Annotated in this window: 25 protein-coding genes; 7 read left to right on the top strand and 18 right to left on the bottom strand. The window is 58.1% G+C overall.

The window, feature by feature from the left end:
* Window positions 1–20 precede the first annotated feature (20 nt).
* Window positions 21–710 (bottom strand): phosphate response regulator transcription factor PhoB, encoded by a 690-nt coding sequence (gene phoB, locus PO881_RS04585; protein ID WP_007887040.1) that lies wholly within the window; start codon window positions 708–710, stop codon window positions 21–23.
* A 197-nt stretch (window positions 711–907) separates the two neighbouring features.
* Between phoB and sbcD the strand changes: the two genes are divergently transcribed.
* Window positions 908–2,125 carry an exonuclease subunit SbcD gene (gene sbcD, locus PO881_RS04580; RefSeq protein WP_110867760.1) on the top strand — a complete coding sequence of 406 codons (1,218 nt, stop codon included), beginning with the start codon at window positions 908–910 and terminating at the stop codon, window positions 2,123–2,125.
* A complete protein-coding gene (locus tag PO881_RS04575; RefSeq protein ID WP_280172519.1) occupies window positions 2,122–5,805 on the top strand; it encodes an SbcC/MukB-like Walker B domain-containing protein in 3,684 nt (1,227 codons plus the stop codon). The genes sbcD and PO881_RS04575 overlap by 4 nt, the downstream gene beginning before the upstream one ends.
* Window positions 5,806–5,862: 57 nt before the next feature.
* Here PO881_RS04575 and PO881_RS04570 read toward each other — a convergent pair whose 3' ends face one another.
* Genes PO881_RS04570 through PO881_RS04560 form a run of 3 tightly spaced genes read right to left on the bottom strand, consistent with a single transcriptional unit; the run spans window position 5,863 to window position 7,561 of the window.
* On the bottom strand, window positions 5,863–6,516 hold the full coding sequence (locus PO881_RS04570; protein ID WP_101762457.1) for a DUF799 domain-containing protein: 654 nt from the start codon (window positions 6,514–6,516) through the stop codon (window positions 5,863–5,865).
* Window positions 6,513–6,872: a DUF4810 domain-containing protein gene (locus PO881_RS04565; protein ID WP_277974584.1), complete on the bottom strand. Its 360-nt coding sequence runs from the start codon at window positions 6,870–6,872 to the stop codon at window positions 6,513–6,515. The genes PO881_RS04570 and PO881_RS04565 overlap by 4 nt, the downstream gene beginning before the upstream one ends.
* An 11-nt stretch (window positions 6,873–6,883) precedes the next feature.
* Complete coding sequence (locus PO881_RS04560) at window positions 6,884–7,561, bottom strand: CsgG/HfaB family protein (protein WP_222233075.1); 678 nt, start codon at window positions 7,559–7,561, stop codon at window positions 6,884–6,886.
* Window positions 7,562–7,715: 154 nt separating this feature from the next.
* On the opposite strand from PO881_RS04560, the gene PO881_RS04555 reads away from it, so the two are divergent.
* On the top strand, window positions 7,716–8,135 hold the full coding sequence (locus PO881_RS04555) for a cell envelope integrity TolA C-terminal domain-containing protein (protein ID WP_280172518.1): 420 nt from the start codon (window positions 7,716–7,718) through the stop codon (window positions 8,133–8,135).
* Here the strand turns inward: PO881_RS04555 and PO881_RS04550 are convergent.
* A complete protein-coding gene (locus tag PO881_RS04550; protein WP_280172517.1) occupies window positions 8,065–9,156 on the bottom strand; it encodes an AraC family transcriptional regulator in 1,092 nt (363 codons plus the stop codon). The genes PO881_RS04555 and PO881_RS04550 overlap by 71 nt on opposite strands.
* Before the next feature lie 151 nt (window positions 9,157–9,307).
* The gene (locus PO881_RS04545) at window positions 9,308–10,312 is read right to left on the bottom strand and encodes a phosphotransferase (RefSeq protein WP_271460121.1); all 1,005 of its coding nucleotides are present in this window, start codon (window positions 10,310–10,312) and stop codon (window positions 9,308–9,310) included.
* 259 nt (window positions 10,313–10,571) lie between these two features.
* Between PO881_RS04545 and eat the strand changes: the two genes are divergently transcribed.
* Complete coding sequence (eat, locus tag PO881_RS04540) at window positions 10,572–11,936, top strand: ethanolamine permease (RefSeq protein WP_280172876.1); 1,365 nt, start codon at window positions 10,572–10,574, stop codon at window positions 11,934–11,936.
* 282 nt (window positions 11,937–12,218) lie between these two features.
* On the opposite strand, the gene mak is transcribed toward eat, so the two are convergent.
* On the bottom strand, window positions 12,219–13,130 hold the full coding sequence (gene mak, locus PO881_RS04535) for a fructokinase (RefSeq protein WP_110867766.1): 912 nt from the start codon (window positions 13,128–13,130) through the stop codon (window positions 12,219–12,221).
* A gap of 145 nt (window positions 13,131–13,275) precedes the next feature.
* On the opposite strand from mak, the gene rdgC reads away from it, so the two are divergent.
* Window positions 13,276–14,187 (top strand): recombination-associated protein RdgC, encoded by a 912-nt coding sequence (gene rdgC / locus PO881_RS04530; protein WP_008106069.1) that lies wholly within the window; start codon window positions 13,276–13,278, stop codon window positions 14,185–14,187.
* A 127-nt stretch (window positions 14,188–14,314) separates the two neighbouring features.
* Here rdgC and ppnP read toward each other — a convergent pair whose 3' ends face one another.
* The 7 genes from ppnP to aroL all read right to left on the bottom strand — a co-directional run bounded on the left by ppnP (window position 14,315) and on the right by aroL (window position 20,014).
* Window positions 14,315–14,599, bottom strand: coding sequence for a pyrimidine/purine nucleoside phosphorylase (gene ppnP / locus PO881_RS04525; RefSeq protein WP_101762466.1), 285 nt, complete (start codon window positions 14,597–14,599; stop codon window positions 14,315–14,317).
* Window positions 14,600–14,703: 104 nt separating this feature from the next.
* A complete protein-coding gene (locus PO881_RS04520; RefSeq protein ID WP_280172875.1) occupies window positions 14,704–15,381 on the bottom strand; it encodes an AroM family protein in 678 nt (225 codons plus the stop codon).
* 2 nt (window positions 15,382–15,383) lie between these two features.
* On the bottom strand, window positions 15,384–16,316 hold the full coding sequence (locus PO881_RS04515; protein WP_110867768.1) for a DUF1177 domain-containing protein: 933 nt from the start codon (window positions 16,314–16,316) through the stop codon (window positions 15,384–15,386).
* A 15-nt stretch (window positions 16,317–16,331) separates the two neighbouring features.
* Window positions 16,332–17,891: an OPT/YSL family transporter gene (locus PO881_RS04510; RefSeq protein ID WP_110867769.1), complete on the bottom strand. Its 1,560-nt coding sequence runs from the start codon at window positions 17,889–17,891 to the stop codon at window positions 16,332–16,334.
* A 189-nt stretch (window positions 17,892–18,080) separates the two neighbouring features.
* Window positions 18,081–18,833 carry an IclR family transcriptional regulator gene (locus tag PO881_RS04505; protein WP_280172516.1) on the bottom strand — a complete coding sequence of 251 codons (753 nt, stop codon included), beginning with the start codon at window positions 18,831–18,833 and terminating at the stop codon, window positions 18,081–18,083.
* Between the two features lie 356 nt (window positions 18,834–19,189).
* Window positions 19,190–19,381: a YaiA family protein gene (locus tag PO881_RS04500; protein WP_192236728.1), complete on the bottom strand. Its 192-nt coding sequence runs from the start codon at window positions 19,379–19,381 to the stop codon at window positions 19,190–19,192.
* A 108-nt stretch (window positions 19,382–19,489) separates the two neighbouring features.
* Window positions 19,490–20,014: a shikimate kinase AroL gene (gene aroL / locus PO881_RS04495; protein ID WP_110867770.1), complete on the bottom strand. Its 525-nt coding sequence runs from the start codon at window positions 20,012–20,014 to the stop codon at window positions 19,490–19,492.
* A gap of 283 nt (window positions 20,015–20,297) precedes the next feature.
* Between aroL and PO881_RS04490 the strand changes: the two genes are divergently transcribed.
* Window positions 20,298–20,990 (top strand): DUF2076 domain-containing protein, encoded by a 693-nt coding sequence (locus PO881_RS04490; protein ID WP_101762473.1) that lies wholly within the window; start codon window positions 20,298–20,300, stop codon window positions 20,988–20,990.
* Here the strand turns inward: PO881_RS04490 and PO881_RS04485 are convergent, their stop codons facing one another.
* The gene (locus tag PO881_RS04485) at window positions 20,991–21,434 is read right to left on the bottom strand and encodes a YaiI/YqxD family protein (RefSeq protein WP_008106050.1); all 444 of its coding nucleotides are present in this window, start codon (window positions 21,432–21,434) and stop codon (window positions 20,991–20,993) included.
* Window positions 21,435–21,581: 147 nt separating this feature from the next.
* Between PO881_RS04485 and proC the strand changes: the two genes are divergently transcribed.
* The gene (gene proC, locus PO881_RS04480; RefSeq protein ID WP_110867772.1) at window positions 21,582–22,394 is read left to right on the top strand and encodes a pyrroline-5-carboxylate reductase; all 813 of its coding nucleotides are present in this window, start codon (window positions 21,582–21,584) and stop codon (window positions 22,392–22,394) included.
* Between the two features lie 183 nt (window positions 22,395–22,577).
* Here proC and PO881_RS04475 read toward each other — a convergent pair whose 3' ends face one another.
* The 3 genes from PO881_RS04475 to PO881_RS04465 all read right to left on the bottom strand — a co-directional run bounded on the left by PO881_RS04475 (window position 22,578) and on the right by PO881_RS04465 (window position 26,168).
* Complete coding sequence (locus PO881_RS04475) at window positions 22,578–24,107, bottom strand: FAD-dependent oxidoreductase (RefSeq protein WP_280172515.1); 1,530 nt, start codon at window positions 24,105–24,107, stop codon at window positions 22,578–22,580.
* Window positions 24,108–24,232: 125 nt separating this feature from the next.
* A complete protein-coding gene (locus PO881_RS04470; protein ID WP_280172514.1) occupies window positions 24,233–25,402 on the bottom strand; it encodes an amidohydrolase family protein in 1,170 nt (389 codons plus the stop codon).
* On the bottom strand, window positions 25,395–26,168 hold the full coding sequence (locus PO881_RS04465) for a glucosamine-6-phosphate deaminase (protein ID WP_280172513.1): 774 nt from the start codon (window positions 26,166–26,168) through the stop codon (window positions 25,395–25,397). Before PO881_RS04465 ends, PO881_RS04470 begins: the two co-directional genes overlap by 8 nt.

Genomic DNA, 26,168 nt, shown 5'->3' with positions numbered 1-26,168 from the left:
GGTAAACACTCCGTTTACGTTTAATAGCGGGCAGAGAAACGATACCCTGTTCCGCGCACGGTTTGAACCATGCGATCATGGCCGGTTAATTCCAGTGCTTTACGTAAACGGCGAATATGCACATCGACGGTGCGATCTTCGACATACACATTGGTGCCCCAAACATGGTTCAGCAGCTGTTCGCGGCTGTACACGCGTTCCGGGTGCGTCATAAAGAAGTGCAGCAGTTTGTACTCGGTCGGTCCCATCTCCAGCGGCGTGGTTTCCGACATCACACGATGTGAGGAAGGATCAAGGCTCAGGCCCTGCATCTCAATTACCTCTTCCACCGCCATCGGCGAAATACGGCGCATCACCGCTTTGATACGCGCCATCAGCTCTTTCGGTGAGAATGGCTTGGTGATGTAATCATCCGCGCCCACTTCCAGACCGCGCACGCGATCTTCTTCTTCACCGCGCGCCGTCAGCATCATCACCGGAATGTCGCGCGTCATGGCTTCGCGCTTCAAATGCTTAATAAACTGAATCCCGCTGCCGCCGGGCAACATCCAGTCCAGCAGAATCAAATCAGGCCAGGGTTCGATCAGCTTACCAATCGCGCTGTCATAGTCTTCCGCCTCAATAGGCTGGTAATCATTCTGTTCCAGCACGAAACATAACATTTCACGGATGGGAGCTTCGTCTTCCACAACCAAAATGCGCTTAGCCATTGTAACTCCTGCTAGTGTGACACCGTGTCACTGGGATTTGCGGCGCCATTATGCGTCAGTTTTGTGACACTTTTATGAAAACACCGCCCTAAGATAGATAGATAAAAAACAGAAATGTCACAATAAAATTCTGCTTTTTTTCTTTGTGATCTTAAGTGGTTATAATTCGCCTTCGCTAAACAGAGCACGGAGCAAACATGCGCATCATTCACACCGCTGACTGGCATCTCGGTCAGTTCTTTTACAGCAAAAGTCGCGCGCGGGAACATCAGGCGTTTCTCGACTGGCTGCTGGATCAGATTGTGCAGCATCAGGTGGATGCGCTGATTATCGCCGGCGATCTGTTTGATACCGGTTCGCCGCCGAGCTACGCGCGTGAAATGTTTAACCGGTTTGTGGTGGCGCTGCAGCCAAGCGGCTGCCAATTGGTGGTGCTGGCGGGCAATCACGACTCGGTGGCGACGCTGAATGAATCGCGCGAGCTGCTGGCATGCCTGAATACGCAGGTGATCACCAGCGCCACGCCGCAGGGCGAACAGCAGGTGTTAACCCTGAAGCAGCGTGATGGCGCGCCGGGTGCGCTGCTGTGCGCCATTCCTTATCTGCGTCCGCGCGACATTCTGCGCAGCCAGGCCGGCCAATCCGGCCGCGAGAAGCAGATCTCGCTGCTGGAGGCGATCGAGCAGCATTATCAGCACTGTTTTGCCGCCGCGCAGGCGCAGCGCGATGCGCAGGACGTTACGCTGCCGATCATCGCCACCGGCCATCTCACCACCGTTGGCGTGACTAAAAGCGATTCAGTGCGCGACATCTATATCGGCACGCTGGATGCCTTCCCGGCGCAGGCGTTTCCGCCCGCCGATTACATCGCGCTCGGTCACATCCATCGCGCCCAGCGCATCGCCAACAGCGAGCACATTCGTTACAGCGGCTCGCCGATTCCGCTCAGTTTTGATGAGCTTGGCCGCGAGAAAAGCGTCTTCCTGCTGGAATTCAGCACCACGCTCGATACCGTTACGCCGCTAACCATCCCGCACTTCCAGCCGATGCAGATGCTGAAAGGCTCGATGGCGGAGATTGAACATCAGCTGGCGCAGTTCAGCGCGAGCGCCAGCGAACAGCCAGTCTGGCTGGATATTGAGATCACCACGCAGGAATATCTCAGCGATCTGCAACGTCGCATTGAAGCGCTCACCGAAAATCTGCCGGTCGAAGTGCTGCTGGTGCGCCGCAGCCGCGAACAGCGGCAGCGCAGCCTCGAACGGCTGGAGAACGAAACCCTGAGCGAACTAAAAGTGGAAGACGTGTTTGCTCGCCGACTGGCGCAGGAAGATCAGCTGGATGCCGGGCAGGCCGAGCAGTTAACGCAGCTGTTCCGCACCCAGCTTGCCGCGCTGGAGAATCCATCCGCATGAAAATTTTGACGCTACGCTTTAAAAACCTCAATGCGCTGCGCGGCGAATGGTTTATCGATTTCCGTCGCGAGCCCTTTGCCAGCAACGGCTTATTTGCCATTACCGGCGCCACCGGGGCGGGCAAAACCACCTTACTCGATGCGATTTGCCTGGCGCTCTATCATCAGACGCCGCGCCTCGGCACGCTGTCGCAAACCCAGAACGAGCTGATCACCCGCGACACCGCTGAGTGTCTGGCGGAAGTGGAGTTTGAGATCAAAGGCGAAGCCTGGCGCGCCTTCTGGAGCCAGAACCGCGCGCGCGGCCAAGCCGACGGTAAGCTGCAGGCACCGCGCGTCGAGCTGGCGCGTATGGCCGATAATCAGATCATCGCCGATAAAGTTGGCGACAAGCTGAAAGCGATTGAGACCCTGTCGGGGCTCGATTTCGCCCGCTTTACCCGCTCAATGATGCTGTCGCAAGGCCAGTTTGCCGCCTTCCTGAATGCCAAACCCGGCGAACGCGCCGAGCTGCTGGAAGAGCTGACCGGCACCGAAATCTACGGACAAATCTCGGTTCAGATCTACGAGCGCTGGCGCACCGCGCGCAGCGAGCTGGATACGCTGCGCGCCCGCGCCGGTGGCATGTCGCTGCTGGATGAAGCGCGCCGGGCAGAATTGACGCAGCAGCTGGCAGAACTTGGTGCGCAGGAGAAAATTCTCAGCGAACAGCTAACGCTGGCGCAGCATCAGCAGCAATGGCTGGTGCAGCAGCAACAGCTAACGCAAGAGCAGCAGCAGGCCGAACAGACGCTGCTTGCCGCGCAACAGGCCTGGCAGCAGGCGGATGGCGATCGTCAGCGGCTGGCGCGCGCCGAACCGGCAGAAAAACTGCGCGAGAAGTTGCAGCAGCGCGAACAGTTGCAGGGCGATCTGCGTACGCTGGAACAGCAATCGCAGCAGCTGCAGGCGCAACGGCAGCAAGCCAAAACCGCGCTGCAACAGGGCGAAAACCATTATCAGGCCGCGCAGCAGGCGCGCGAACAGGCGTTACAGCAACAGCAGCAGCTTGAAATGCTGCTCACCGAGCAGGTTATCCCGCTCGATCAACGCATCACCACCCTCGCGCAGCAGCTGGATGAACAGCAGCGATTGCATCTGCAGCAACAACAGGCGCTGCAATCCAGCCAAACCGCACTCAGCCAGCAACAGCAGGTAAGTGAACGTTTACAACAACAGCTGGCGCTGCAGCAGGAATTCCGTGCCCGCGAAGCCGCTGTCGCCCATTGGGGCGCGGAATTAACGCGCTGGCAGACGGAGATTGCCCGGCTGGATGAGCGCGAGCAGACGCTGACGCAGCTCATCGCACAGCATCAACAGCACCGCAGCCAGCTGGAGCAGCATCAACAGGCGCAGGCTCAGCGTGAACAGGCGGCGCAACCGTTGCAGCAAGCCGAAGCGCAGGCCGCGCAGCAGCGTCTGCAAGCGGAGCAAGCACTGACTTCACTTGAGGCGGAGATCGGCAGCGCACAACTGCGCGACGCCCTGACGCAGCATCAAACCCAACGCCCTGCGCGCCAGCAGCTTAACCTGCTCGCCGCGCAGTGGCGCGCGCTGCAACCGCAGCGGTTACAGCGTCAGCAGAAACTGGCGCAGCTCCAGCAGCAGCATCAGAACGCGGAACAGGCGTTGCAGGCGCTGCGCGAGGAGTACAAACGGGAACATCAGGCGCTGCTCGATGTGCGCAAAATCTGCGAGCTGGAGCGCACCATCGCCCAACTGGCCGACGAGCGCGCCAAACTGCAGCCGGATCAGCCCTGCCCGCTGTGCGGCTCGTGCCAGCATCCGGCGATTGCGCAATATCAGCAGCTTGAGCCCGGTGCCAATCAGCAGCGTTTAACCGCGCTGGAAACACGCGTGGCGCAGCTAAAAGAGTCCGGCACCGCCAAAGGCGAGCAGCAGAAACTGTCGCTGCAACAGCAGCAGGCGTTGCAGCAGGAGATCAGCGATTACGATCAGCAACTGGCGACGGTGAACACCCAATGGCAAGCGCTGAGCGGTGAGCTGGCACTTACCTGCACGCTGGAGCAGCAGGACGATTTTGCGCAGTGGCAACAGCAGCAGGATGCGCGGGAACAGCTGCAGCAACAGCAGCTGCAGACGCGGGAAAACGCTGCGCGTGCGCTGCAGCAGGCAAAGGATGCGCATCTGCAACAGCAGCAGCTGTGGCAGCAGCATCAGAATCAGCAGCAGCTGGCGCAGCAGCAGATCGCCAGCACGCAGCAGACGCTGGATGAAATCAGCCAGCGCGAGGCCAGCGAACGCAGCGCCATGCAGCAACTGGCGCAGCAGCTGGAACAGCAGCTGACGCAGCATCAGCTCGTCCTGCCAGATGTCGCTGAGCGGGAAAGCTGGCTGCGCACCTTACAGCAACGCTGGACCGCATGGCAGGAAAATGAACGGTTACACGGCGAGTTGCAGCCACAGCTGGTGAAAGCCGAAAGCGAGCGCAGCAGCCTGCAGCAGAATCTGGCGCGTGAACAGCAGCGGCTGGATGAGCTGCAGCAGACGCTCAGCACTTTGCAGCAGCAGCGCCAGCAGCAGCAACAACAGCGTCAACAGCTGTTTGGCGATCGTCTGGTGGCAGAAGCCCGGCAGCAGCAGCATGCCGCGCTGCAACAGTGTGAACAGGCGCTGGCGCAGCAGCTTCAGCAGTGGCAACAGGCGCAAAGCATGCTGCACGGCCTGAATGGCCAGTGCGAGCAGATCGCGGCGCAGCAACACACCTTGCGTGAGCGCGCTGCCGCCGCAGAAAGCGCCTTCCTCGCCGCGCTGCAGCAGAGTGATTTTGACGATGAGCGCGCGCTGCGTGCCGCCCTGCTGGAGGAGCGCGAGGTGCAGCAGCTGCGCCAGCAGTTACAGACGCTCGATCAGCAGCGCCAGCAGCAGCTCACCCTCAGCGAACAGCTTATGCAGCGCTGGACGGCGCATCAGCAGCAGCGGCCTTTGGAACTTAGCGACGAGATCGCCGCCACGATTCAGCAGCAGCTGGAACAGCTGCGCGTGACGTTACGTGACAATGCCCGTCAACAGGGCGAAGCGCAGCAGCAGTTACACAGCGATGCACAACAGCGTTTGCAGCAGCAATCGTTGCTGACGCAAATCGCCACCGATGAAGTGGAACTGGCACAGCTGGGCCGTCTGAACGATCTGGTAGGTTCGGCCAAAGGCGATAAATTCCGCCGCTTCGCACAAGGTCTGACGCTCGATCATCTGGTGTGGCTGGCGAACCGTCAGCTCGATCGCCTGCACGGTCGCTATCTACTGCAACGCCGCATCAGTGAAGAACTGGAGCTGGAAGTGGTTGATACCTGGCAAGCTGACGCCACGCGCGATACGCGCACGCTATCGGGCGGCGAGAGTTTTCTCGTCAGCCTGGCGCTGGCGTTAGCGCTGTCAGATTTGGTGAGTCATAAAACGCGCATCGAATCGCTGTTCCTCGATGAAGGCTTCGGCACGCTGGATGCCGAGACGCTGGATACCGCGCTGGATGCGCTCGATGCCCTCAACGCCAGCGGCAAAACCATCGGCGTGATCAGCCATGTCGAAGCGATGAAGGAGCGTATTCCGGTGCAGATCCGTGTCCGCAAGATGAATGGCCTGGGTTACAGCAAGCTGGAGTTGCCGGGCGATCTCGCTTAAAAACGCACAATTGGTAGCGGCGCGATAATTCGCGCCGCTACGATTCACTGCGTTCTTTTATCGCGTACTCACCAACTTATAACGAGGGCCGGCCAGCAAACCGCCCTGCTCGTTCTGCGCCAGCAGACGGGCGCTGGTCACACCGGCGATGGTATGTGCCTTATCCGACACATTGCTGGCAATCTGCTTAATCGCAGCAGAGACCAACATGCCAATAATACCGCCATTATTGTTGTTGCCATCTTCCGCGTCGCTGGCGGTGGCAATGCCTTGCCACAGCTCTTTACCGCTGCGCAAATCCACCAGACGCGCCGTCGCCGACACCCTGGTCACGCTCTGGATCACCTGATAGCTGCTGCCGTAATCGGTCACTGAAATGTACAGCGCGCTGTCGGCGTGGAAGATGTCATGCAGACGCTGCGGGCTGACAGCCTGAATTTCATGGCCGTTGGTCAATCCGTTCTGCTGGAAGGTTTCATCCACCACCGCCACCGGGAACACGTAATAGCCCGCTTCCGCCAGCGGACGGGTCACCAGCGAGGTGAAGCTGTTCGCCGCGTTCACATCCGGCGCGCGGTTATCCGCAGGCAGCACCAGAATTGAGGCCGGCTTGCTGGCGCGGAAGGCGCTGTAATCGTACGGTTTTTTGTGCGCGCAGCCGGTCAATAGCAGCGTGGCCAGCACGCCTAAAGACACAATCAGCTTGTTCACTGGGCAACTCCTTGTTTTTTCTTCATCAGAAAGTCCATATAGGGCGCCGATTCCGGGAACAGCTGCTTCTCGGTGGCAAACTGGCCGAAGGCTTTATCGGTAGCACCGGTTTTGGCGTACAGCAGGCCGAGCTGCGCGTGCAGGCCCGGCGCGACCGGTTTGTTGACCGATTTGGCTTTTTCAATATCCAGATTCAACGCTTCGATCTGCTTCTGCGGATCGCTATCTTTTTGGTAATAGCTATAGATCTGCTGCTGGTAATCGCCCCAGTAATAGATCGGTTCCGGCCCTTTTGGCGCACAGCCAGCCAGCACACCCGCAGCGATCAGCGCCGCACTCAGTTGCAACCCTTTCATGCTCAATATCCTTATTTCGCCGGACGCCATGCGCCACTGTTAATGCCATCCACTAAATGATCTACCGCTTCACGAATCGCCAGATCCATCACTTTGCCGTTGAGAGTGGAGTCATAGCTGGTGGTGCCGCCGAAACCGACGATCTCACGCGCTGACAGCTTGAATTCACCCGCGCCCTGCGCGCTGTACACCACTTCTGAGGTGGTGACATCCACCACATTCAGGTTGACTTTGGCATAGGCGATCTGGTTCTTACCGCGCCCCAAAATGCCCCACAGCTGTTGATCGCCCACTTCTTTGCGACCAAATTCGGTGATATCGCCGGTGATGATGTAAGTCGCACCTTTGATGTTCTGCTCGCTCTTCTTAAAGCCGGCTTCCTGCTGCAACTCTTTCAGGTTGCTGCGATCCAGCACGTTGAAGCGATTGGTCTGCTGCAGGTGCGTGACCAAAATGGTTTTCGACTGATTGCCAAGACGATCCACGCCATCGGAGAAGATGCCGTTCATGTACGAGGAGCGATTATCAAACTGGCCAACCGCAATCGGGCTGCGCACGCCCTGATACGCGGGCTGGCTGGCCGCACGTACCTGTGGCGCTTCAATGGCGCGTGACGATTCGGTCGCGCAGCCGCTGAGCAGCGTGGCGCTTAACAAGGAGAGTGCCGCAAGGGCATATTTTTTCTGCATTTCTAATCCATGAATCAAAAGGAGATAAAGCCGCGAGGCTGCGGCAAATTCTGGTTCTGCCGACAGTCAGAGTAATGCCATAGCATTGGTTGAGTCGGTCTGTAGACTGTCGGCAGTGAGGGAGAGGAACTTTAGTGAAAATACAGGCATATTAATGAATTTAATTAATCGAATGGCGGGATTATTGGGCGGATTAATGATTGTTATGGGCCTCAGCGCTTGTCAGCATTCTCAGCCAAAGCAACAGGATAGCATCGCCAACCTGTGTCAGCCGCAGAGCGCGCCGGGCAGCACATCCTGCAAGTGGGCTGATGAGATGCAGCATCAGCTCAACCAGCATTTCCGCGATGCGCGCCGTTATGCCGGTCAGCAATGTCTGGTGCGGCTTGAGTGGCAAAACAGCGGGCGCTACGCGGTGACGCAGACGCAAGGCGACGAAACGCTGTGCCTGCGCGCCTGGCAGTTGATTGGTCAAAGCAAAGATTTACCGCCGCCGCCGGACGCTAGCCAGCCAGCGTGGTTCGGTTTTGCCCCGGCAACGCCGAGCCATCCTGGCGCCACTGGCGCGGGCTGATGCCAAACCAGCGGCGGAAGGCGCGGGAGAAGGCGCTGACTTCGGAATAGCCGAGCAGCAGCGCCATCTCTGAGATCGACAGCTGCTTCTGTTGCAGATAGTGCGTCGCCATCTCGCAGCGCACCTTGTCCACCAGCGCCGTGAAACTGATGCCTTCTTCACGCAGCCGCCGTTGCAACGACCAGCTCGACAGGCCCATTTTTTCGGCAATCTCTTCCAGCACCGGTTCGCCCTGCATCAGTGACAAATTGACCTGCGATCGCGCCTGCTCCACCACGCTTTGCAGGCTGGCACAACTGTTCAGGCGGCGGATAGCATCCTGCATCACCATCAGCAACATCGGATCTTGTTCCGGCATGCTGCGCAGCAGATCGCGTTTCGGGATCAGTAATGAGTTGAACGGTTGATCAAACCACACCGGCGCATCAAATACTTTGCAGTGCTCGTGCCACTGCTCCGGGCGCGGATGTTCGAAGTGCACTTCACGCGGTGCCCAGTTTTTGCCGGCAACGTGGCGGATCAAGTTGAGAAACATACCGAGCGTCAGCTCCGCATCCTGACGTCTGGAGAGGATCGCGCCGTGGCGCACCTGATAATCGAGCCGCCAGCACTCGCCTTTATCCACCAGCCGCGTCAGCGTGTCGTGCTGATGCCACGGAAAGGCATTCACCACGTTGTGCAGCGCCTGCTCCAGCGTGGGCGAACAGAGGCCGATATACCCAATCAAGCCTAATGACTGCGGTTTGAACTGCTTGCCGTAATGCAAACCGAAGTTATCAAAACCGGAATGACGCGCTGCCTCTTCCATCACGCGGCAGTAGTTCACCAAACCCAGGCTTAGCGTGGGGCTCGCCAGCAGTTCGGAGTTGATGCCGCTGATGCCAAAAATACGATCGACATCGCCGCCTTTGTCAGTGATAAACCCGCTCAGTCCGGTGGCCGCCGCCGCCAAAACGCCGCGGTTGCTGGCGCTGACGGACAAGGCGCTAAAGGCTTCAGTGGGTGTTATGAGTGATTGCATCGGAACCTCTGCGTGTGGCGCGAGTGAAACAGGTTGAGGATTCCAGCAATATTCGTACCAGGCGGATGATTTGCGGATTTTGTCGCAGGGCCGCCATGAATGGCGACCTTTGCTGCGCCGCGACAGCGCAAAGCTGCTCACTGCTGGTGCATCAGACGCCAACCGGCAACTGATTGGTTTCCAGATAACGTCGGCAGAGGCGCACCGAGTGATCGGCCCAGCGCGGCCCAAGGCTCAGTGCCATTTCCGTTTCCGCGTGTGATCCCATCCACGCCGTCATCTGAATGCGGCGCTGGATCAGCAGCGTCGGCACCAGCGCCATCTCGTCATCACTGATGTGCGCCACTTTTTCGTAACCGAGGATCCAGTTATCCACCCATTCGGCGGCGCGCGGATGGTGCTCAACAAAACTGATCGCCGCCGCCAGATCGTGCAGATACCAGCCGAGTCCGCAGTCATCAAAGTCGATCACCCGCGTTTCGCCTTTATGCAGCAGCAGGTTGGTCAGACGCAGATCGGCGTGGATCAAACCATAACGATCCGCCCCTTTGCCAAAGCCCTGCAGCTCCTGCCCGACGCGCGCTACCGCTTCGGCGACGATGCCGTGATCGGCCGGATTGAGGTTCGGCGCATCCTGCCAGCGTCCCCAATGGCTATGATCGCTGACCATAGTGTGATGATCCCAGATGATGCGCTGGAAACCGGCCGGTTTCTGCCAGCTGCGGCTGTGCTGATGCAAGCGCGCGGTGATGTGACCCAGCTGCTGAAACGCTTTGGGATCGACATCGGTGGTGGGCATGTCACCCTCAATCCAGTGGAACAACACGGCATAGCGCTCGGCGCCGTTTGCCATCGGCAGCGTCAGCACGGTCTCACCCTCGCTGGCCGGGATCGCCTGCGGCACCATGATGCCAATGTCACGCAGCGCATCCAGCCACAGCAGCTCGCTCTGAATGTCCGCTTTGCTGTGATAGTTAGGACGATGCAGACGCAGCGCGTAGCGTTTGCCCGCCGCCTGCAACAGGAAGGTGGCATTTTCCGACCGGCACAGCAGCTTGAGTTCGCCGCGCAGTGCCGCGGGATAACGGGCCAGCGCCTGATGCGCCAGCAGGGTGATTTCAGTATCAGTTAAGGTATCGGACTGTTCGGCACTCATTCATCAATCTCCAGCATCAAGCAAGTGGTATCAGCATGGGATGACGTCGTCCTGACTGCTTGACCGCAGACAACCCAAAGTTGACCGCAGCGTGCATCTGGCACTTTTCTTGCCTTAGAGTTGACCGTGGAGGACAAAACTCACTGCGCCCGCGTCAAGTTTTCCCGCGTCCGGCAGCGGCATTATCACTTCACTGTAGCGCAAAGATAAAAAAGCGCGGTGAAGCTGCCGCACCAACAATGACGACGGGGAGAAGATGATGACGAATAAGCTCAAACCCACGCTGGGCACCCTGCATTTGTGGGGCATTGCGGTTGGACTGGTGATTTCCGGGGAATATTTTGGCTGGAGTTACGGCTGGGGCGTGGCGGGCACGCTAGGGTTTCTGATCACCACCGCGATGATCGCCACCATGTATACCTGCTTCATTTTCAGCTTTACCGAACTGACCACCGCGATTCCGCATGCGGGCGGTCCGTTTGCCTATAGCCGCCGCGCGTTCGGTGAAACCGGCGGCTTGATTGCGGGCCTCGCCACGCTGATTGAGTTCGTGTTCGCACCGCCGGCGATCGCCATGGCGATTGGCGCTTACCTCAACGTGCAATTTCCCGATCTCAATCCGAAAACCGCCGCGGTTGGCGCCTATATCGTCTTCATGACGCTGAACATTCTCGGCGTTAAGCTGGCGGCGATGTTCGAATTGGTGGTCACGGTGCTGGCGGTTCTGGAGCTGCTGGTGTTTATGGGCGTGGTGTCGCCGGGCTTCAGCATCGCCAACTTTGCCGCTAACGGCTGGGCGGGCAGCGATCACTTCGGCATGCCGGCGATGTCAGGCATCTTTGCCGCGATTCCGTTCGCCATCTGGTTCTTCCTGGCGATTGAAGGCGCGGCGATGGCGGCCGAAGAGGCCAAAGATCCCAAACGCACTATTCCCAAAGCCTATATCACCGGCATTCTGACGCTGGTGGTGTTGGCGATTGGCGTGATGCTGCTGGCCGGTGGCGCTGGCGACTGGCGCAAGCTGTCGGACATCAACGATCCGCTGCCGCAGGCAATGAAGATGATTGTCGGTGAAAACTCCAACTGGATGCACATGCTGGTGTGGATTGGTCTGTTTGGTCTGATTGCCAGCTTCCACGGCATTATTCTCGGCTATTCGCGCCAGTTCTTCGCCCTCGCCCGCGCCGGTTATCTGCCGCAAAGTCTGGCGAAGCTATCGCGCTTTCAGACGCCGCACCGCGCGATTATCGCCGGCGGTTTGATTGGCATCGCCGCGATCTACAGCGATGGTTTCATTAATCTGCAAGGCATGACGCTGACCGCTGCGATGATCACCATGGCGGTGTTCGGCGCGATTGTGATGTATCTGATGAGTATGCTGAGCCTGTTTAAACTGCGTCGCACTGCGCCAGAGATGGAACGCAGCTTCCGTGCGCCTGGCTATCCGATTGTGCCGGGCATTGCGCTGGTGCTGTCGCTGGTGTGTCTGGTGGCGATGCTGTGGTTCAACCCGGTGATTGGCGGCTTGTTTGTGGCGATTATGGCGGTGGGATATGTCTACTTCCTGGCGACGAAAGCCCAGCGCGATAACGCGCCGCAGGATTCGATGTTAGTGGGTGAGTGAGTGGGTTAGTGCTGGCTGTCCCCCATCCCGGCCTTCCCCCGCAAGCGGGGGAAGGAGACGCTGCCACATGCAGCTTCATCACTTACTTATGGCAGCATCTTCCTCCCCCATTGATGGAGGTGTGCACGCTGTCCCCCATCCCGGCCTTCCCCCGCAAGCGGGGGAAGGAGACGCTGCCACATGCAGCATCCAAACTCACATATAGCAGCATCTTCCTCCCCCATTTATGGGGGAGGACCGAGGAGGGGGAAAGCGAGCACATACAGAGGTGCGTGACAGAAACTACCCTTTCAACGGCCACAACCATGCCGCCCCGCGCACGCCGCTTGAATCGCCATGTACCGCCTTCAGTACTGGCGTTTCACACTCGCGGCCAAACACCCACTGCTTCATCAGCGCCGGCACGGTTTGGTACAGGCGATCGTTGTTACTCATGCCGCCGCCCAACACAATCACATCGGGATCCAGCAGATTCACGACCTGCGCCAGTGATTTCGCCAGACGCATTTCGTAGCGATTCATCGCCAGTTCCGCCACCGGATCCTGCTGCTCAATCAGCTTGATGATCTCCGCGCCTTTCAGCGCTTTACCGCTCAGACGCTGATAATCGATAGCGAAGCCGGTACCCGATACAAAGGTCTCAATGCAGCCCTGCAAGCCACAGTAACAGGGCACTTCCGCGCGGTGGCGCAGTTCATCTTCATCCATCCACGGCAGCGGATTGTGGCCCCACTCACCGGCATTGCCGTTACCGCCAATGCGCGACTCACCGCCAATCGCTACGCCCGCGCCCGATCCGGTGCCAATAATCACCGCAAACACCAGCGGCTGACCCGCGCCCGCGCCATCTACCGCTTCGGAAACCGCCAGACAATTCGCGTCGTTGGCAATACGCACGTCACGATTCAGCGCCTGCGCTAAATCCTTATCCAGCGGCTGACCGTTCAGCCAGGTGGAGTTGGCATTCTTCACCCGTTGCGTGTAGGGCGAAATCGTGCCGGGAATGCCGATGCCGACCGTGCCCTGCTGGCCGGTTTTCTCCTCCGCCAGCAGCACTAAATCGACAATCGCCTGAACCGTGGCAGCGTAGTCGTCACGCGGCGTGTTAACGCGATGACGGAACAGTTCCTGACCCTGATCAGACAGTGCAATCACTTCAATTTTGGTCCCGCCTAAATCAATCCCGATGCGCACGATTTATTCCTCATTATTCGTTCTGGTGACCAATACAGTAGAAGGCTGAATCGGGAAAGGCAATGAAACCAATCCGATGTTTCGCTATCATGCGCGCTGACTTTGAGACTTGTGCGCCCGATCGCACCCACGGTAAGGAATCCCGATGTTGTGGTTTAAAAATATGATGGTTTATCGTCTGAATCGTGACATTCCGCTGTCCGCAGACGATCTGGAAAAACAGCTCGACGCCTTTACCTTTTCGCCATGCGGCAGCCAGGATATGGCGAAAACCGGCTGGGTTTCACCGATGGGCAACCGCAGCGAAGCGCTGACGCACGAAATCAACGGTCAGATGGTGATTTGTGCACGCACCGAGCAGAAGATTCTGCCGTCGCCGGTGGTGAAGCAGGCGCTGGAAGCCAAAATCGACAAGCTGGAAGCAGAACAGAGCCGCAAGCTGAAGAAGACCGAGAAAGATTCGCTGAAAGATGAAGTACTGCACAGCTTGCTGCCACGCGCGTTTAGCCGTTTCAGCCAGACGTATATGTGGATCGACACCGTTAACAATCTGATCATCGTCGACTGTGCCAGCGCCAAAAAAGCCGAAGACACGCTGGCGCTGCTGCGTAAAAGCCTCGGTTCGCTGCCGGTGGTACCGCTGACGCTGGAGAATCCGATCGAGCTGACGCTGACCGAATGGGTGCGCTCAGGTGAGCTGCCAGCCGGTTTTGCCCTGATGGATGAAGCCGAGCTGAAAGCCATGCTGGAAGATGGCGGCGTGATCCGCTGTAAGAAGCAGGATCTGATTTCCGACGAAATCGCTACACACATTGAAGCCGGCAAAGTGGTCACTAAGCTAGCGCTTGACTGGCAGGAACGCATTCAGTTCGTTATCGCCGATGATGCTTCAGTGAAGCGTTTGAAGTTCAGCGACACGCTGCGTGAGCAGAATGATGACATCGACCGCGATGATTTCGCCCAGCGTTTCGATGCCGATTTCATTCTGATGACCAGCGAACTGGCCGCACTGATCAGCAATCTGGTCGAAGCGTTAGGCGGCGAAGCGAAGCGTTAATCCTCTCGATCCTGGTCGCCATTAAGGGTGACCCCACGACAAACCCGCAGGATTTTCGTGGGGTGCGCAATAAAAAAACCTGCGCTTCAACAGAAGTCGCAGGTTTAAGATGTTCTAAAGCTTGAGTTTAGAGGTAGCGGCACAGATAAGAAGAAGGCTCTGCCACCTGCAGATGGAATTCGCTTTGGCCTGGCACGTTGAAGCTGGTGCCAGCTTCGTACCATTTCCACTCGGTTTCGCCCGGCAGCAGCACTTTCAGCGCGCCGCTCACCACCGTCATCTCTTCCGGTTGATTGGTGCCGAAGGTGTATTCACCTTCCGCCATCACGCCAACGCTGGCACGGCCAATGGTCACGCTGTCGAAACCAATGGATTTCACTTTTCCGTCGAAATACTCACTTGTATTGAGCATATTACTTCCTCACAGCACATTATCGTGACTGGCAGATTACTAAGGAACTCACTGATCTGTCACGCGAATTAGCGCCACAGATCGCAACTTGTGATCTCCCTGCGTTAGACGATCAATTCTGCCGCCAGCTTGGCCACCAGCACGTTCGACAGCAGTACCGGAATGCCCAGCATTTTCTGCAGGAAATCGCGGTGCTGCTGGTGATAGCCGATGCAATCCAGCACCACCACATCCGCGCCCTGCTCCTGCAGCGACAATCCCGCTTCCACCAAATCGGCATGCTCCGCCAGATACGGGCTGGCAACGGCAAAACACGGCGGAGTGATCAAGTTGCGCCACTTGTTGGCCTGCTCGGCAATCTGCTCTTCCACCGGCACCACAATCCCGACTTTATGATCTTGCACAATCGCGCGTACCAGCGGTGGGATAATGCGATCGGGCTCCAGCAGCAAAGCGGATTGGGTTTTCAGCGCGCCAAACTCGCCGGTGCACAGCAGCAAAATGGTGTCATAGCCCTGCTGCTCCAGCGCGTTGATCTTACGTTGCAGTCCCAGCTCCACTTTTGCTACGGACAGGCGCACCTGCTCGCCGCTGGTCATACGCGATACCAGCACCTTGTCGCCCGGCGCGGGCGCATACTGCTGCTCGACTTCGGCCAGCGTCAGGCCGTCGAGTAAACCGGCATGCGCCACCTGATCGGCGGGCAGATGTTCCAGCAGCAGCGGCAGAATGTCGCTGCGCGGTGATTGACCAATCGTCAGTGTGACCAGGGAGATGTTCATCATCAGGCTTTCCGGGTGCGCAGATGGCTGAGACTACCATACAAAGAGAGCAGCAGCGCGTACTCTTGTGGGTCGTAGAAGTGACAGGTTTCACGCCCGAACTCTTTCGCCACTTCGACCGCAAACTTCACGGCTAAAGCGATATCCACTTCGTGGCTGGCGCCGGTGCCGCAGCCCGGCACCACCGATTCGGCACAGATCGCCACGCCGACCACCGGCACATCCGTCGCGGTGGAAGGTTGCAAAATACTGTTGAGGTGATAAACCCCGTTGCCGTATGGCGTGATGTCCTGCGTGGTGATCGGGAAGGTAACCGCCGGTTTGCCGCTGGTCATCTCCATGATGCGTAACAGATCTTCTGACACGCGCAGGATGTAGCCCTCTTTCACCGTCGGCGACAGCGCGTAGCCTTTGTGATTGAGAATGCGGTTACCTTTGGTGGTATCGATCGACAGAATCGCATCAACACCAGCGATCACTTCGTTGTCATTCATGGTGATGTCGTCGCACGGCGAATCCATGAAATCGACTGGCTCGTGCGGACGGGTTGGCGCATCCGGGCAGATGTGGGTGGTGATAATCACATCACCGGCCAGCACGTCGCCTTTGGTCTGCATCTGCGCCAGCTTCAACGCACTGCTCACCGCCGCGACGGCGCCATCGGCATCCGATACCATACCAATGCGCGTTGGACGCGCACCAATACCGCCGAGACGGCCAATGATGCCGAGTGTTGGCGCACTGCCGCCGTTGCTTTTGCCCTGCGCACCGGGGATATCGATGCGGACGAAATCGGTCCGCCCTTTTGGCCCGCTAACGCGTTTCGTGCTGGCGGTGACGCCCGGATAGGCCGCGAACAGATCGACCACCTGTTGGCCATCGATGTAAGCGCTATCGAGTAACTCAAAGACCTGCAGTGTCTGCTGTAAACTCATCATCAATTTCCTGGATTATTTTTTGCTGCCGCTGGCAAAAAGTGAATGGAAGAAGCTGTAGAGCGCATCGCCCGCGATAAATCCGGCAGCCATCACCTCCATCGGTGAACGTCCACGCTCGCCCCACACGCGCAGGATGATAATGCGCAGCGCGATGCCCACCATCACCGCCCAACCTGCCGCGGCGTTGTTGATTAACAAGCCGGTCGCCAGCAGGACGCCAAGCTGACGTTTCGGTCCGCCGATCAACTGAATAATCGCGCCCGGAATCGCCCACATCAGCAGGTTGCCGGCAATCCCCGGTTCGGCACCGGCCTGAATGGTTTTGGCATAGACGCGCGCCACCGGCGGCAGCAGATTCTCGGCAAAGAAAATGGTGTGCGCGTACCACACCACGGGAATACAGATCACAAAGGCAATCATCGCGGCGATCAGCTGGATACGGCGGCCCCACAGCTCTTGCTGCACATCGGCACCGTTACCGCGCAGGATAAAGCCGGCTTTCAGGTCATAACCCATATCGGCAAACGCCGGACCGGTAGCGGCGGTAAAGCCACACAGCAGGCACAAGGCCAGCGGCGGGAAGCCGAGCAGAATACCGAGAATCAGGGTGATCAGCGCCACCGCAAAGGCCGGGAACCAGCCAGAGTGCATGGCGGCGATACCAACAATCAATTCATGCACGAAGGCAGCAAAGGCGGCGTAAAGGATAAACAGCACCAGCATCGGCAGGCCCATCTGGCTCCACAGACCGCCCGCCAGCGCCAGCAGCGTGGAGATGACGATATAGCCCACAGTGCCGAAACCCAGCGAACGTTTGACTTCGCTGTCGCTACGGCTGACGTTGACCTGATCATTGCGGCGGCTGCGAATCACCTGCACCACCTGAATCAACGCCACCAAACCGGCACCGACCATCACGCCGTGCGGAATATAGAGTGCGTTGATATCAATGCCAGCAACCGGTTGCGCGTAGGCACGCAGCAGGAAACCCATACCGAGCATGCTGAGCGCCCAGATATTACCGATAAACGCGGTACCAAATGCCGACATCGGGATCTTCAGCATCGAACCCACGATGCCGCCAACAATCCCCACCACCAGCAGCCAAGCCTGACGACCGCCTTTGTCACCGGCTTTGATCGCTTCGGCTGCCGCCACGCCCGGCGGCCACGCATTGCTGGCCGGGAAGACGCGGGTATCAAATAGACGATAGAGTAAATAAGCATCGAGCAGCATCGCCGCGCTGACGCCTACAAACAGCGGCAGCACCAGCTGCGGCTCACCCAGCGCCCACGGCACCGCAATCGGCATCAACAGGCTGTTGGCCGCACCGAAGGTGGCCGAGGAGATGGCGGTTTGCGCGAGGTTTTGTACTTCAATGGAGCGATAGCGACGAAACCATTGCAGCGGAATACGCGCCAGCAGCATGGCAAACAGCGCGCCGATAATAGAGGTATTGGGTGTTACCCCAATGGTGGTAATAAGCTGAACCCCAATGATGGCGCCGGCAACGGACAGCAGAACCAGCATTAAGGCAACGCCAACGCTTTTTATTGGATTATTTTGACGCATGAGATCCCCGTATTTTCACCCTGTAGAAAACGCTTTAATTCGAAGTGCCCGACACGCGGGACATCAACGTTTTTATATTAATCGTTCCCTGATTATTGAAATAAGCAGGTCCGAAGACCTGCTATTTCCCTGGTGTGGCGCGAATAAACGCCTTCAAAACTAAAATAGGGTTTCCTGTTTTGGACAGGATTATGCGCCGTATTTTTCGGCCATCAGTGCAGCCGTTGCGCGTAGTTCGCTGAGCAGCCTCTCCGGATATCCGGGCGCCGCTTCTTGCGATAAAAACGAGAGACAGAGCGCGGCACTTTCACCGCGATGTTTATTGGTTACCGCGACCGCCAGCGAACTGATGCCCGGCAGCGTCTCATTGCGCGCCAGTGCCCAGCCTTGCTGGCGAATTACCGCTAACTCTTTGCATAACGCATCGACGCTCAGTGGCGAGTTCATCGAAGCCGCCTGCCAGTTGCTGGCAAATCGGTCGCGAACCTCGTCATCACTGAGCTGCGCCAGCAGCACGCGTCCGGTCGAAGTGCCGGTCAATGAAACGCGCGAGCCCGGCGGCGTCACCAACTGGGTGAAGAAGCGGCCGTGATACATGCGCATCACCAGCACATCGTCGCCATCCAACACCGAGATATAACCCATGCAACCGCTGCTGGCCGCCAGGCGCGCCATCGGCGCCGACGCGCTATCCACTAGCGGCGTCGACAGATAGTGACCCGCCACCGACAGCAGCACGCGACCAATCTGGAAGCAGCGACTTTCAGTGTCACGCTCAAGTAAGCCTTCACTCTCCATGGTCGCTAACAGGCGCGAGACCGTGCTTTTCGGCATGCCTAACGCATCCACCACCTCGGTAAAGGTCAAGCCGGGATGGCCCTGCGTCACGCCAAAGCGCTGAAACAGCTTCAGTACAGCGGAGGCATTTTCGAGTGTGGTCATGGTGTTGGTTTCACTATATGGAACACAGTTCCTCTTTCAATAACCTGAAAGTAAAGCGCGACGCTTTGACGGTCAAGCGCAAATTTTAAGCCGGACGTTTCTGAGGGAATTTAAGGCAGAATAAAATACGGCGTGAAGTGGGAAATAAATGATGTAATCAGGTGAGTTAAATATTCCGCAGGAAAGTGTGTAACTTTTTTGGAATATTGCAGTTTTTCGGCTGAGATTCTTTATCGTATAGAGTTCAAGTTGCAGGGAGACGGCAAATGGGTGAAACCCAGGAGCTTACTTAAGTAAGTGACTGGGGTGAACACATGCAGCCAACGCACCTGCAGCTTGAAATATGACGGGTAAACTTAATCTTTATCAGCGTCTTCGTAGCGCTCTTTGGCATCTTGCGCTTCGGTTTCGCTTTTGTGTTCGCTTATTAATGTATCGGGTTTGGGATGGTCGGCACGTAATTCATACCAGGTGACGGTTTGATCCGCCGACCCTTTTTCAACGGCGACAATACGCGCGACGCGCGGATAGGGTGGTTTCGTTGGCATTGTTTTCCCTCTTCTATCAGTTGTCCACAGACAGCGGTGATCCTCTGCCTAACGCTAAGTATAGACAACTGAGGATCGCTGCAAAAAAACAGAGAGAAATCTGAGGGTTTAGCTGGCGCGCGCTAAAGAGAGCGATTGCAGAATTTGCTCTACTACGCGATCGGGCGATTGCATCGCGTTGACTTCATGATGCGCGGTTTGGCGATACAAATGAGCACGCTCCCGCAAAATATCGCCCATCTCTTCGGCAATCGGGCGGCCGGTTAAGGTGGGACGCTGCGCTGCTTCCGGCTGATGTTCCAGACGATCGGCCAGCACGTCTGAAGGCGCGTTCAGCCAAATCACCTGGCCGTGTTCGCGCATAAAGCGACAATTCACTTCCGCCAGCACCATGCCGCCGCCGGTGGCGATGACCGTATTCGGAGCGGTGACCGCGCGCAGCGATTCCGTTTCGCGGGCGCGGAAGCTATCCCACCCTTCAGATGCCACAATCTCCGCCACGCTGCGTTGCGTAGTGAGTTGCAAATAGTGATCGGTATCGTTAAAGGCATAGCCCAGCGCTTGCGACAGCGCCTGGCCAACCGTGGTTTTACCGCAACCGCGTGCGCCGATCAGATAGATGGGTAATGACATCCGGGCTCATCCTCCGCCGTAATGTGCCGCACGGGCAACGTCATCAGGTCAATAATGCGTCGCATAATACCTGGATTTTATTTTATCAGCCACCCGCGAGGCACGATTTACGCGTATTTCAGTCACATCCTAAGCTAGTCGTTTGATTAAGCTGCAAAAAACAATGCATGAATCGTGCATCGGGCCAAATGTAACAGCGGCCAACATTTCCTTACCAGGCCGCTGATTTACTTTCTTCGGTCGCGCCCTCATATATGAGGAATACCTTAACGGAGGGTTCCCCATGCAAAGCGAAGAACAACAACTTATTGAAAACCTGTTCAGCCGACTGAAACAGGCTGAGACGCAAAGCGGCCCGCGTGATGCTGGCGCAGAGCAGTTAATCAAACAGCATCTACAGAATCAGCCCGGCGCGCCTTACTACATGTCGCAGGCGATCCTGATTCAGGAAGCGGCGCTGAAAAAGCTTAATGCGCAGGTTACGGATCTGGAAAATCGTCTGGCGCAGGCGCAGCAGCAACAGGCACCGCAGCAGAGCAGCGGCGGTTTTCTCTCCAGCCTGTTTGGTGGCGGATCGCGCCCGGCGGCACAGCAGCAGCCAGCGTGGGGGAATCCACCGCCGCAGCCACAACAGCAGTATGCGCCTCCGCAGCAGCAATCTGCTGCGCCGGCGGCACGCGGCACCGGCTTCCTCGGCGGCGCATTACAGACGGCCGTTGGCGTGGCGGGCGGCGTGGTGATGGCGGATATGCTGACCAGCATGTTCCACCATTCTCAGCCGGAAGAGATCGTTAACATCATCAACGAACCGGCGCTGCCGCAGGTCGATAACAGCCTCGACACCTTTAACGGCAACGACAGCAACAATGCGTTCCTGAACGATAACTCGGGCTGGGATAACAACCTGGCGGACAACAATGATTTCGGTGACTTTGGCAGCGGCGGCGACTTTGACGACGATGATAGCTTCGTCTGATCAGCGCTGACGTAACCACTTATCCAGTTCATTGGCGAACAGTTGGCGGTCGCGTTGGCTTAAGGTCGACGGGCCGCCACTCTGAATCCCGCTGGCGCGCATCGTTTCCATAAAGTCACGCATGGTTAAGCGCTGACGAATGGTGTCTGTCGAATAACGCTCTCCGCGCGGATTCAGCGCCGCAGCGCCCTTCTCCAGTACTTCTGCCGCCAGCGGAATATCGCCGGTGATCACCAGCTCGCCGGGCTGCACCCGTTTCACAATCTCGTTATCCGCCACGTCAAACCCGGCAGCAACCTGCAACGTTTTCAGCCACGGCGACGGCGGCACGCGCAGCGGTTGGTTGGCGACAAAGGTCACGGTAACTTTGGTGCGCTCAGCCGCGCGGTACAGCACTTCTTTGATGACATTGGGACAGGCATCGGCATCAACCCAAATCGACATGATGACTCCTTTTTCACAGACAATGAGGCTGATCTTGCCGTGCTGCGGCAGAATGGCAACTGTTTTTGCTGGCCGCCCGCCTTGTTATTAATCCTCGCTGACGTAAGCTTACCCCCACAGAAAATGAACCACTTAGAGGATAAAGCGATGCTGGATAAAAAAATCGGGTTTGTCGGCTGCGGCAATATGGCGAAAGCCATCATTAGCGGACTGGTCAACAGCGGGCAGATCGCCCCCGCCAATATCTGGGTATTCGACCGTAAGCCCGCCACCAATCAGGCGATGGCGCAGCAATATGGCGTCACCGCCGCAGACAGCGTGGAAAGTCTGGCGCGCGAAGTGGATATTCTGTTTGGCGCGGTGAAACCCAATGTGATTCTCAAAGTGCTGAAAGATCTTGCCGGCCAGCTGAAGAAAGATGTGCTGGTGGTCTCGATCGCCGCAGGCGTGACGCTGGATTCTCTGGCATCGGTGCTCGGCCACGATCGCAAAATCATCCGTGTGATGCCCAACACGCCATCGCTGGTCAACGAAGGTATGACCTCGGTGACGCCAAACGTGCTAGTGGAAGCGCATGAAGTGGATGAAGTGGTGGGGATTTTCGAAAGCTTCGGCAAAGCGGCGGTGGTAAATGAATACCTGATTCACGCGGTGGTTGGCGTGAGCGGCTCAGCGCCAGCCTATGTGTTTATGTTTATCGAAGCGATGGCCGATGCGGCGGTGCTCGGCGGCATGCCGCGTGCGCAGGCATATCAGTTTGCGGCGCAGGCGGTCAAAGGTTCGGCGCAGATGGTGCTGGAAACCGGCAAGCATCCCGGCGAGCTGAAAGATATGGTGTGCTCGCCAGGCGGCACCACCATCGAAGCGGTGAAAGTGCTGGAAGAGAAAGGCTTCCGCGCCGCGGTGATTAATGCGATGCAGCAGTGTATGGCGAAGTCTGAGGCGTTGAGTAAGCAGTGATCGGTGCGCTTTGCCCCTCACCCTAACCCTCTCCCGCAAGCGGGAGAGGGAACTGAACGAGCATGTGGCAAACTCCCGCAAGCGGGAGAGGGAACGGATCGAGCATGTGGCGAACTCGCGCATGCGGGAGAGGGGTCCGATCGAGCATGTGGCTGCGTCTCCCTCTTCCTGTGGGAGAGGGCATCAGGCCGCTGCGTACGCCTCATATAGCGCAATACCCTGCGCCAGCGTCATGGGCTGCTGCATCTCCTGCACCAGCGCTGCTGTCAGCGTATATAACCCGGCAGAACACACCGCCGCAATCATCCCCTCCTGACAATAGAAAGCGATAAACTGCTTATTCTGTAGCGATCCCAGCAGCCGGTAATCGTCCCACTCTTCCGCATGCCCCAGATACTCATAGCGGGTACCGTAATGCGCGGTCCAGAAGAACGGCAAGCGGTCATACAGGATCTGTTTCCCTAACATATTCAGCGCCGCGATGCGCCCTTGCTGGTGCGCCACGCGATAGTGCTCAATGCGTTGTGGGCCCTGCACCGACGGATAACTGGCGATATCACCGGCCACCCAGATGTTATCGGCCACGCGCAGCTGGCTGTCGGTATGCAAGCTGCCATCGTCCTCCAGCGGCAGGTCGTGGATGAATGAGGTCGCCGGCACCACGCCCGTGCCAAACAGCACCAGGCTGGCATCAACTTTTTTGCCACTCTTCAGGCGCACGGCAGTGACTTTGCCCTCGCCTTCCAGCGCCACGGGATCGCCTTCGACAAACTTCACGCCGTTGCTGCGATGCAGATCGTAAAAGTGGCGGCCAATCTCTTCGCCAAACTGTTTAGCAAACGGCAGCGGCTGGCGCGCAATCACCGTGACATCAACATCACGATTACGCAGCGAACCTGCCATCTCCATGCCGATAAAGCTGTTGCCGATAATCACCAGCTGTTCGGTTTTATCCACCTCTTTGAGTAACTCATCGGCCTGATTAAGCGATCGCAGCAGATGCACGCCGTCGAGATCTTTACCCGGTATATCGAGCGGTTGCGGCACGCCGCCGCTGGCAATGAGCAGTTGGTCAAACTTCACCTGCTGGCCGCCTTTAAGGATCAGCGTTTGCTCAAGCGCTTTGAGCTGCTCGACATCGCCCTGAATCCGTTCCACCGTACCCAGCACATCCTGCTGCAGCAGCCTGGGTACATCCTCAATCGCCATTTTGCCGGACGGCACGAATTTGCTCAGTGCTGTGCGATCGTAAGGTGCTGCCGATTCCCGCTCGATCAACACAATATGCCCTTTAAAACCTTCATCGCGCAGCGTCCAGATCGCCGCACTTCCCGCCGCGCCCGAACCGAGAATCACGCATACTGGTGACTCGCCTTGTGCGGAGGGCGCACTGGCGGGCGACATCGCCTGCGGGCTGACCAGCACTTTGCCTTGTTCGATGCGCACCGGATAACGCTTGAGATTCGCCAGCGCCAGCGGCTCGCACATCTGCCCATCCTGCAGCTGAAACACCGCTTTGTGCCACGGACAGATCAGCTTGTCGCCACACACCGCGCCCTGCTCTAACGGCGCCCCGGCGTGCGGGCATTTGGCCTGAAACGCCTGCACCCGCTCATCGTCACGAATCAGTACCACATCGGTGTCGCCGACGGTAAATTTGGTGGGTTTGCGCTGTGCCAGCGACTTGAGTTCCACGACAGTTTGATAGCTCACGTTAGGCCTCCTTTCTTGTGGTTTTTGAGGTAATCAGCAAATCCCTACAAAGAGTAAGCCTGGCAAAGCATGGTGATTTGTCCGCATCGACAACGCGCTACGGTAGGTAAGTTATTGTTTATTCGCTAAAGATAATCTTCACCATCCCGCCATACGGCAGCGCCTTGCTTCACACAGCCGCGTAAAGCCACGCCGCCGTCCGCCTGAGCAGCCAGCAGCAGCACATCGGCGGGTGCGCCGCAGGCCAAACCTTGCTGCTGTGGCAGATTGAGCTGCCGCGCCGGACGAACAGACGCCATCTCAATCGCCTGCGCCAGCGTCGCCAGCTGATGGCGCAGCAGGAAATTCACGCCCTCCAGCAAACCACGCGCCGATCCCGCCAGCAGCTGCGGCGCATCAGCAATGCTCAGGCGTCCGCTGGCGCTAAGCTGCACGCGGCCGCCAATCGCGGTGTCGTAGATGCCCGGCGGCTGCCCGGCGAACGAGGTGACGTCACTGACCAGCAGCGCCTGCTCGCCTTTGGCACGCAGGAACACTTTCAACACGTCCGCCGGCAGATGATCGCCATCGGCAATCAACGTGGCCGTCAGCGCATCTTCCGCCAGCTGCTGCCAGATGTAATTGGGATGACGCGGCAGTTGCAGATGCGCGCCGTTGCCGAGATGGGTGGAGAGCGTGGCGCCCGCGTCAACCGCCGCGTGAATTTGCGCTGGCGTGGCGGACGTATGCCCAATGGCGACGCGCACCTGCTGCGCCACACAATGTTTGATCAGCGCATCGCTGTGCGGCCATTCCGGTGACAGCGTGAGCAGGCGAATATGCTGCTGCGCGGCTTGCTGCCAGCTGTCGAACAGTGCGATATCCGGTGCGCGAATCGCCTCGCGCGGATGCGCACCGCGCGGCCCATCTTCAGGCGACAAGAAAGGTCCTTCCAGATGAAACCCCGGAACGGCGCGTGCCACGTCAGGATGCTGCTGGCGGGCGCTGGCGAGTCGCTGCATCGCCTGCGCAATTTCCTCCGGCATGGCGGTGATCACCGTTGGCAGAAAGCTCGTGACGCCCTGCTGCCACAGCGCGCGCGTGGCGTGCAGCACATCCTCTTCGCTAAAAGGAAAGTGGTTGAAATCGACGCCCTGAAAGCCGTTGACCTGCAGATCGACCAAGCCCGGCGCGAGGATGATCTCCTCTTCCAGTTCATTCAGCGCGCGCACATCAATGATGGTGCCGTGCTCAATCTCCAGCTCAATCGGTTGCAGCGTGCGGTAATCGCGACCGCGCAAAATGAGGTTAGTCAAAGGTCACCTCCGGGCAGGCATCGCTGTCGGTATAGAGCGTACAATCGGCATGCTGGCGCAGACACGTCGCCGGACACGCGGTGGAGATCGCATCCTCAAGCGTTGCGCGCACCGCCGCGCGTTTGCTCGCACCCGGCACCATGCAGAACAGCCGCGCACCACTCATCAAAGCGGGAATCGTTAGCGTCATGGCATGCGTCGGTACCGCCTCGAAACTGGCGAAACAGCCATCGTTGACCTGCTGCTGGCGGCAGGCATTATCCAGCTGCACCACCTTAACGGAGAAAGGATCGTTGAAGTCGGCCACCGGCGGATCGTTGAAGGCTAAATGGCCGTTCTCGCCAATGCCAAGGCACACCGCATCAATCGGTGCAGCGGTAAGTTTTGCCGCGTAATCCGCACAGATCGCGGCAGGATCGCCGCAAGAGGGAAGCAGATGGACTTCACCAGGCTGCACCCTATCAAACAGCTTCTGGCGTAAAAAGTGGCTGAAACGCTGCGGCGCATCCGTCTCCAGCCCGATGTACTCGTCCATATGGAAAGCGTGAATACGCGACCAGTCGATATCCTTTGCCGCAATCAGCGCGGCGAGAAACTCGTTTTGCGAGGGCGCGGCGGCAAACACCATGCGCACCACATGCTGTTCACTCAGCCGTTGACGCAGAAACGCGGCCACATCCTGCGCCGCAGCCGCACCTAATGCCGCGCGGCTGGCGAAGCGTTTGATCCGTAAGCGATCTCGGGTTCCCTGTTGTAAGAGCGTCAT

The sequence above is a fragment of the Pantoea sp. SS70 genome, from assembly GCF_029866845.1.
Classification (GTDB): domain Bacteria; phylum Pseudomonadota; class Gammaproteobacteria; order Enterobacterales; family Enterobacteriaceae; genus Pantoea; species Pantoea leporis.
The sequence above is the reverse complement of the archived record's forward strand: the minus strand, read 5'-3'. Positions and strand labels throughout refer to the sequence as shown.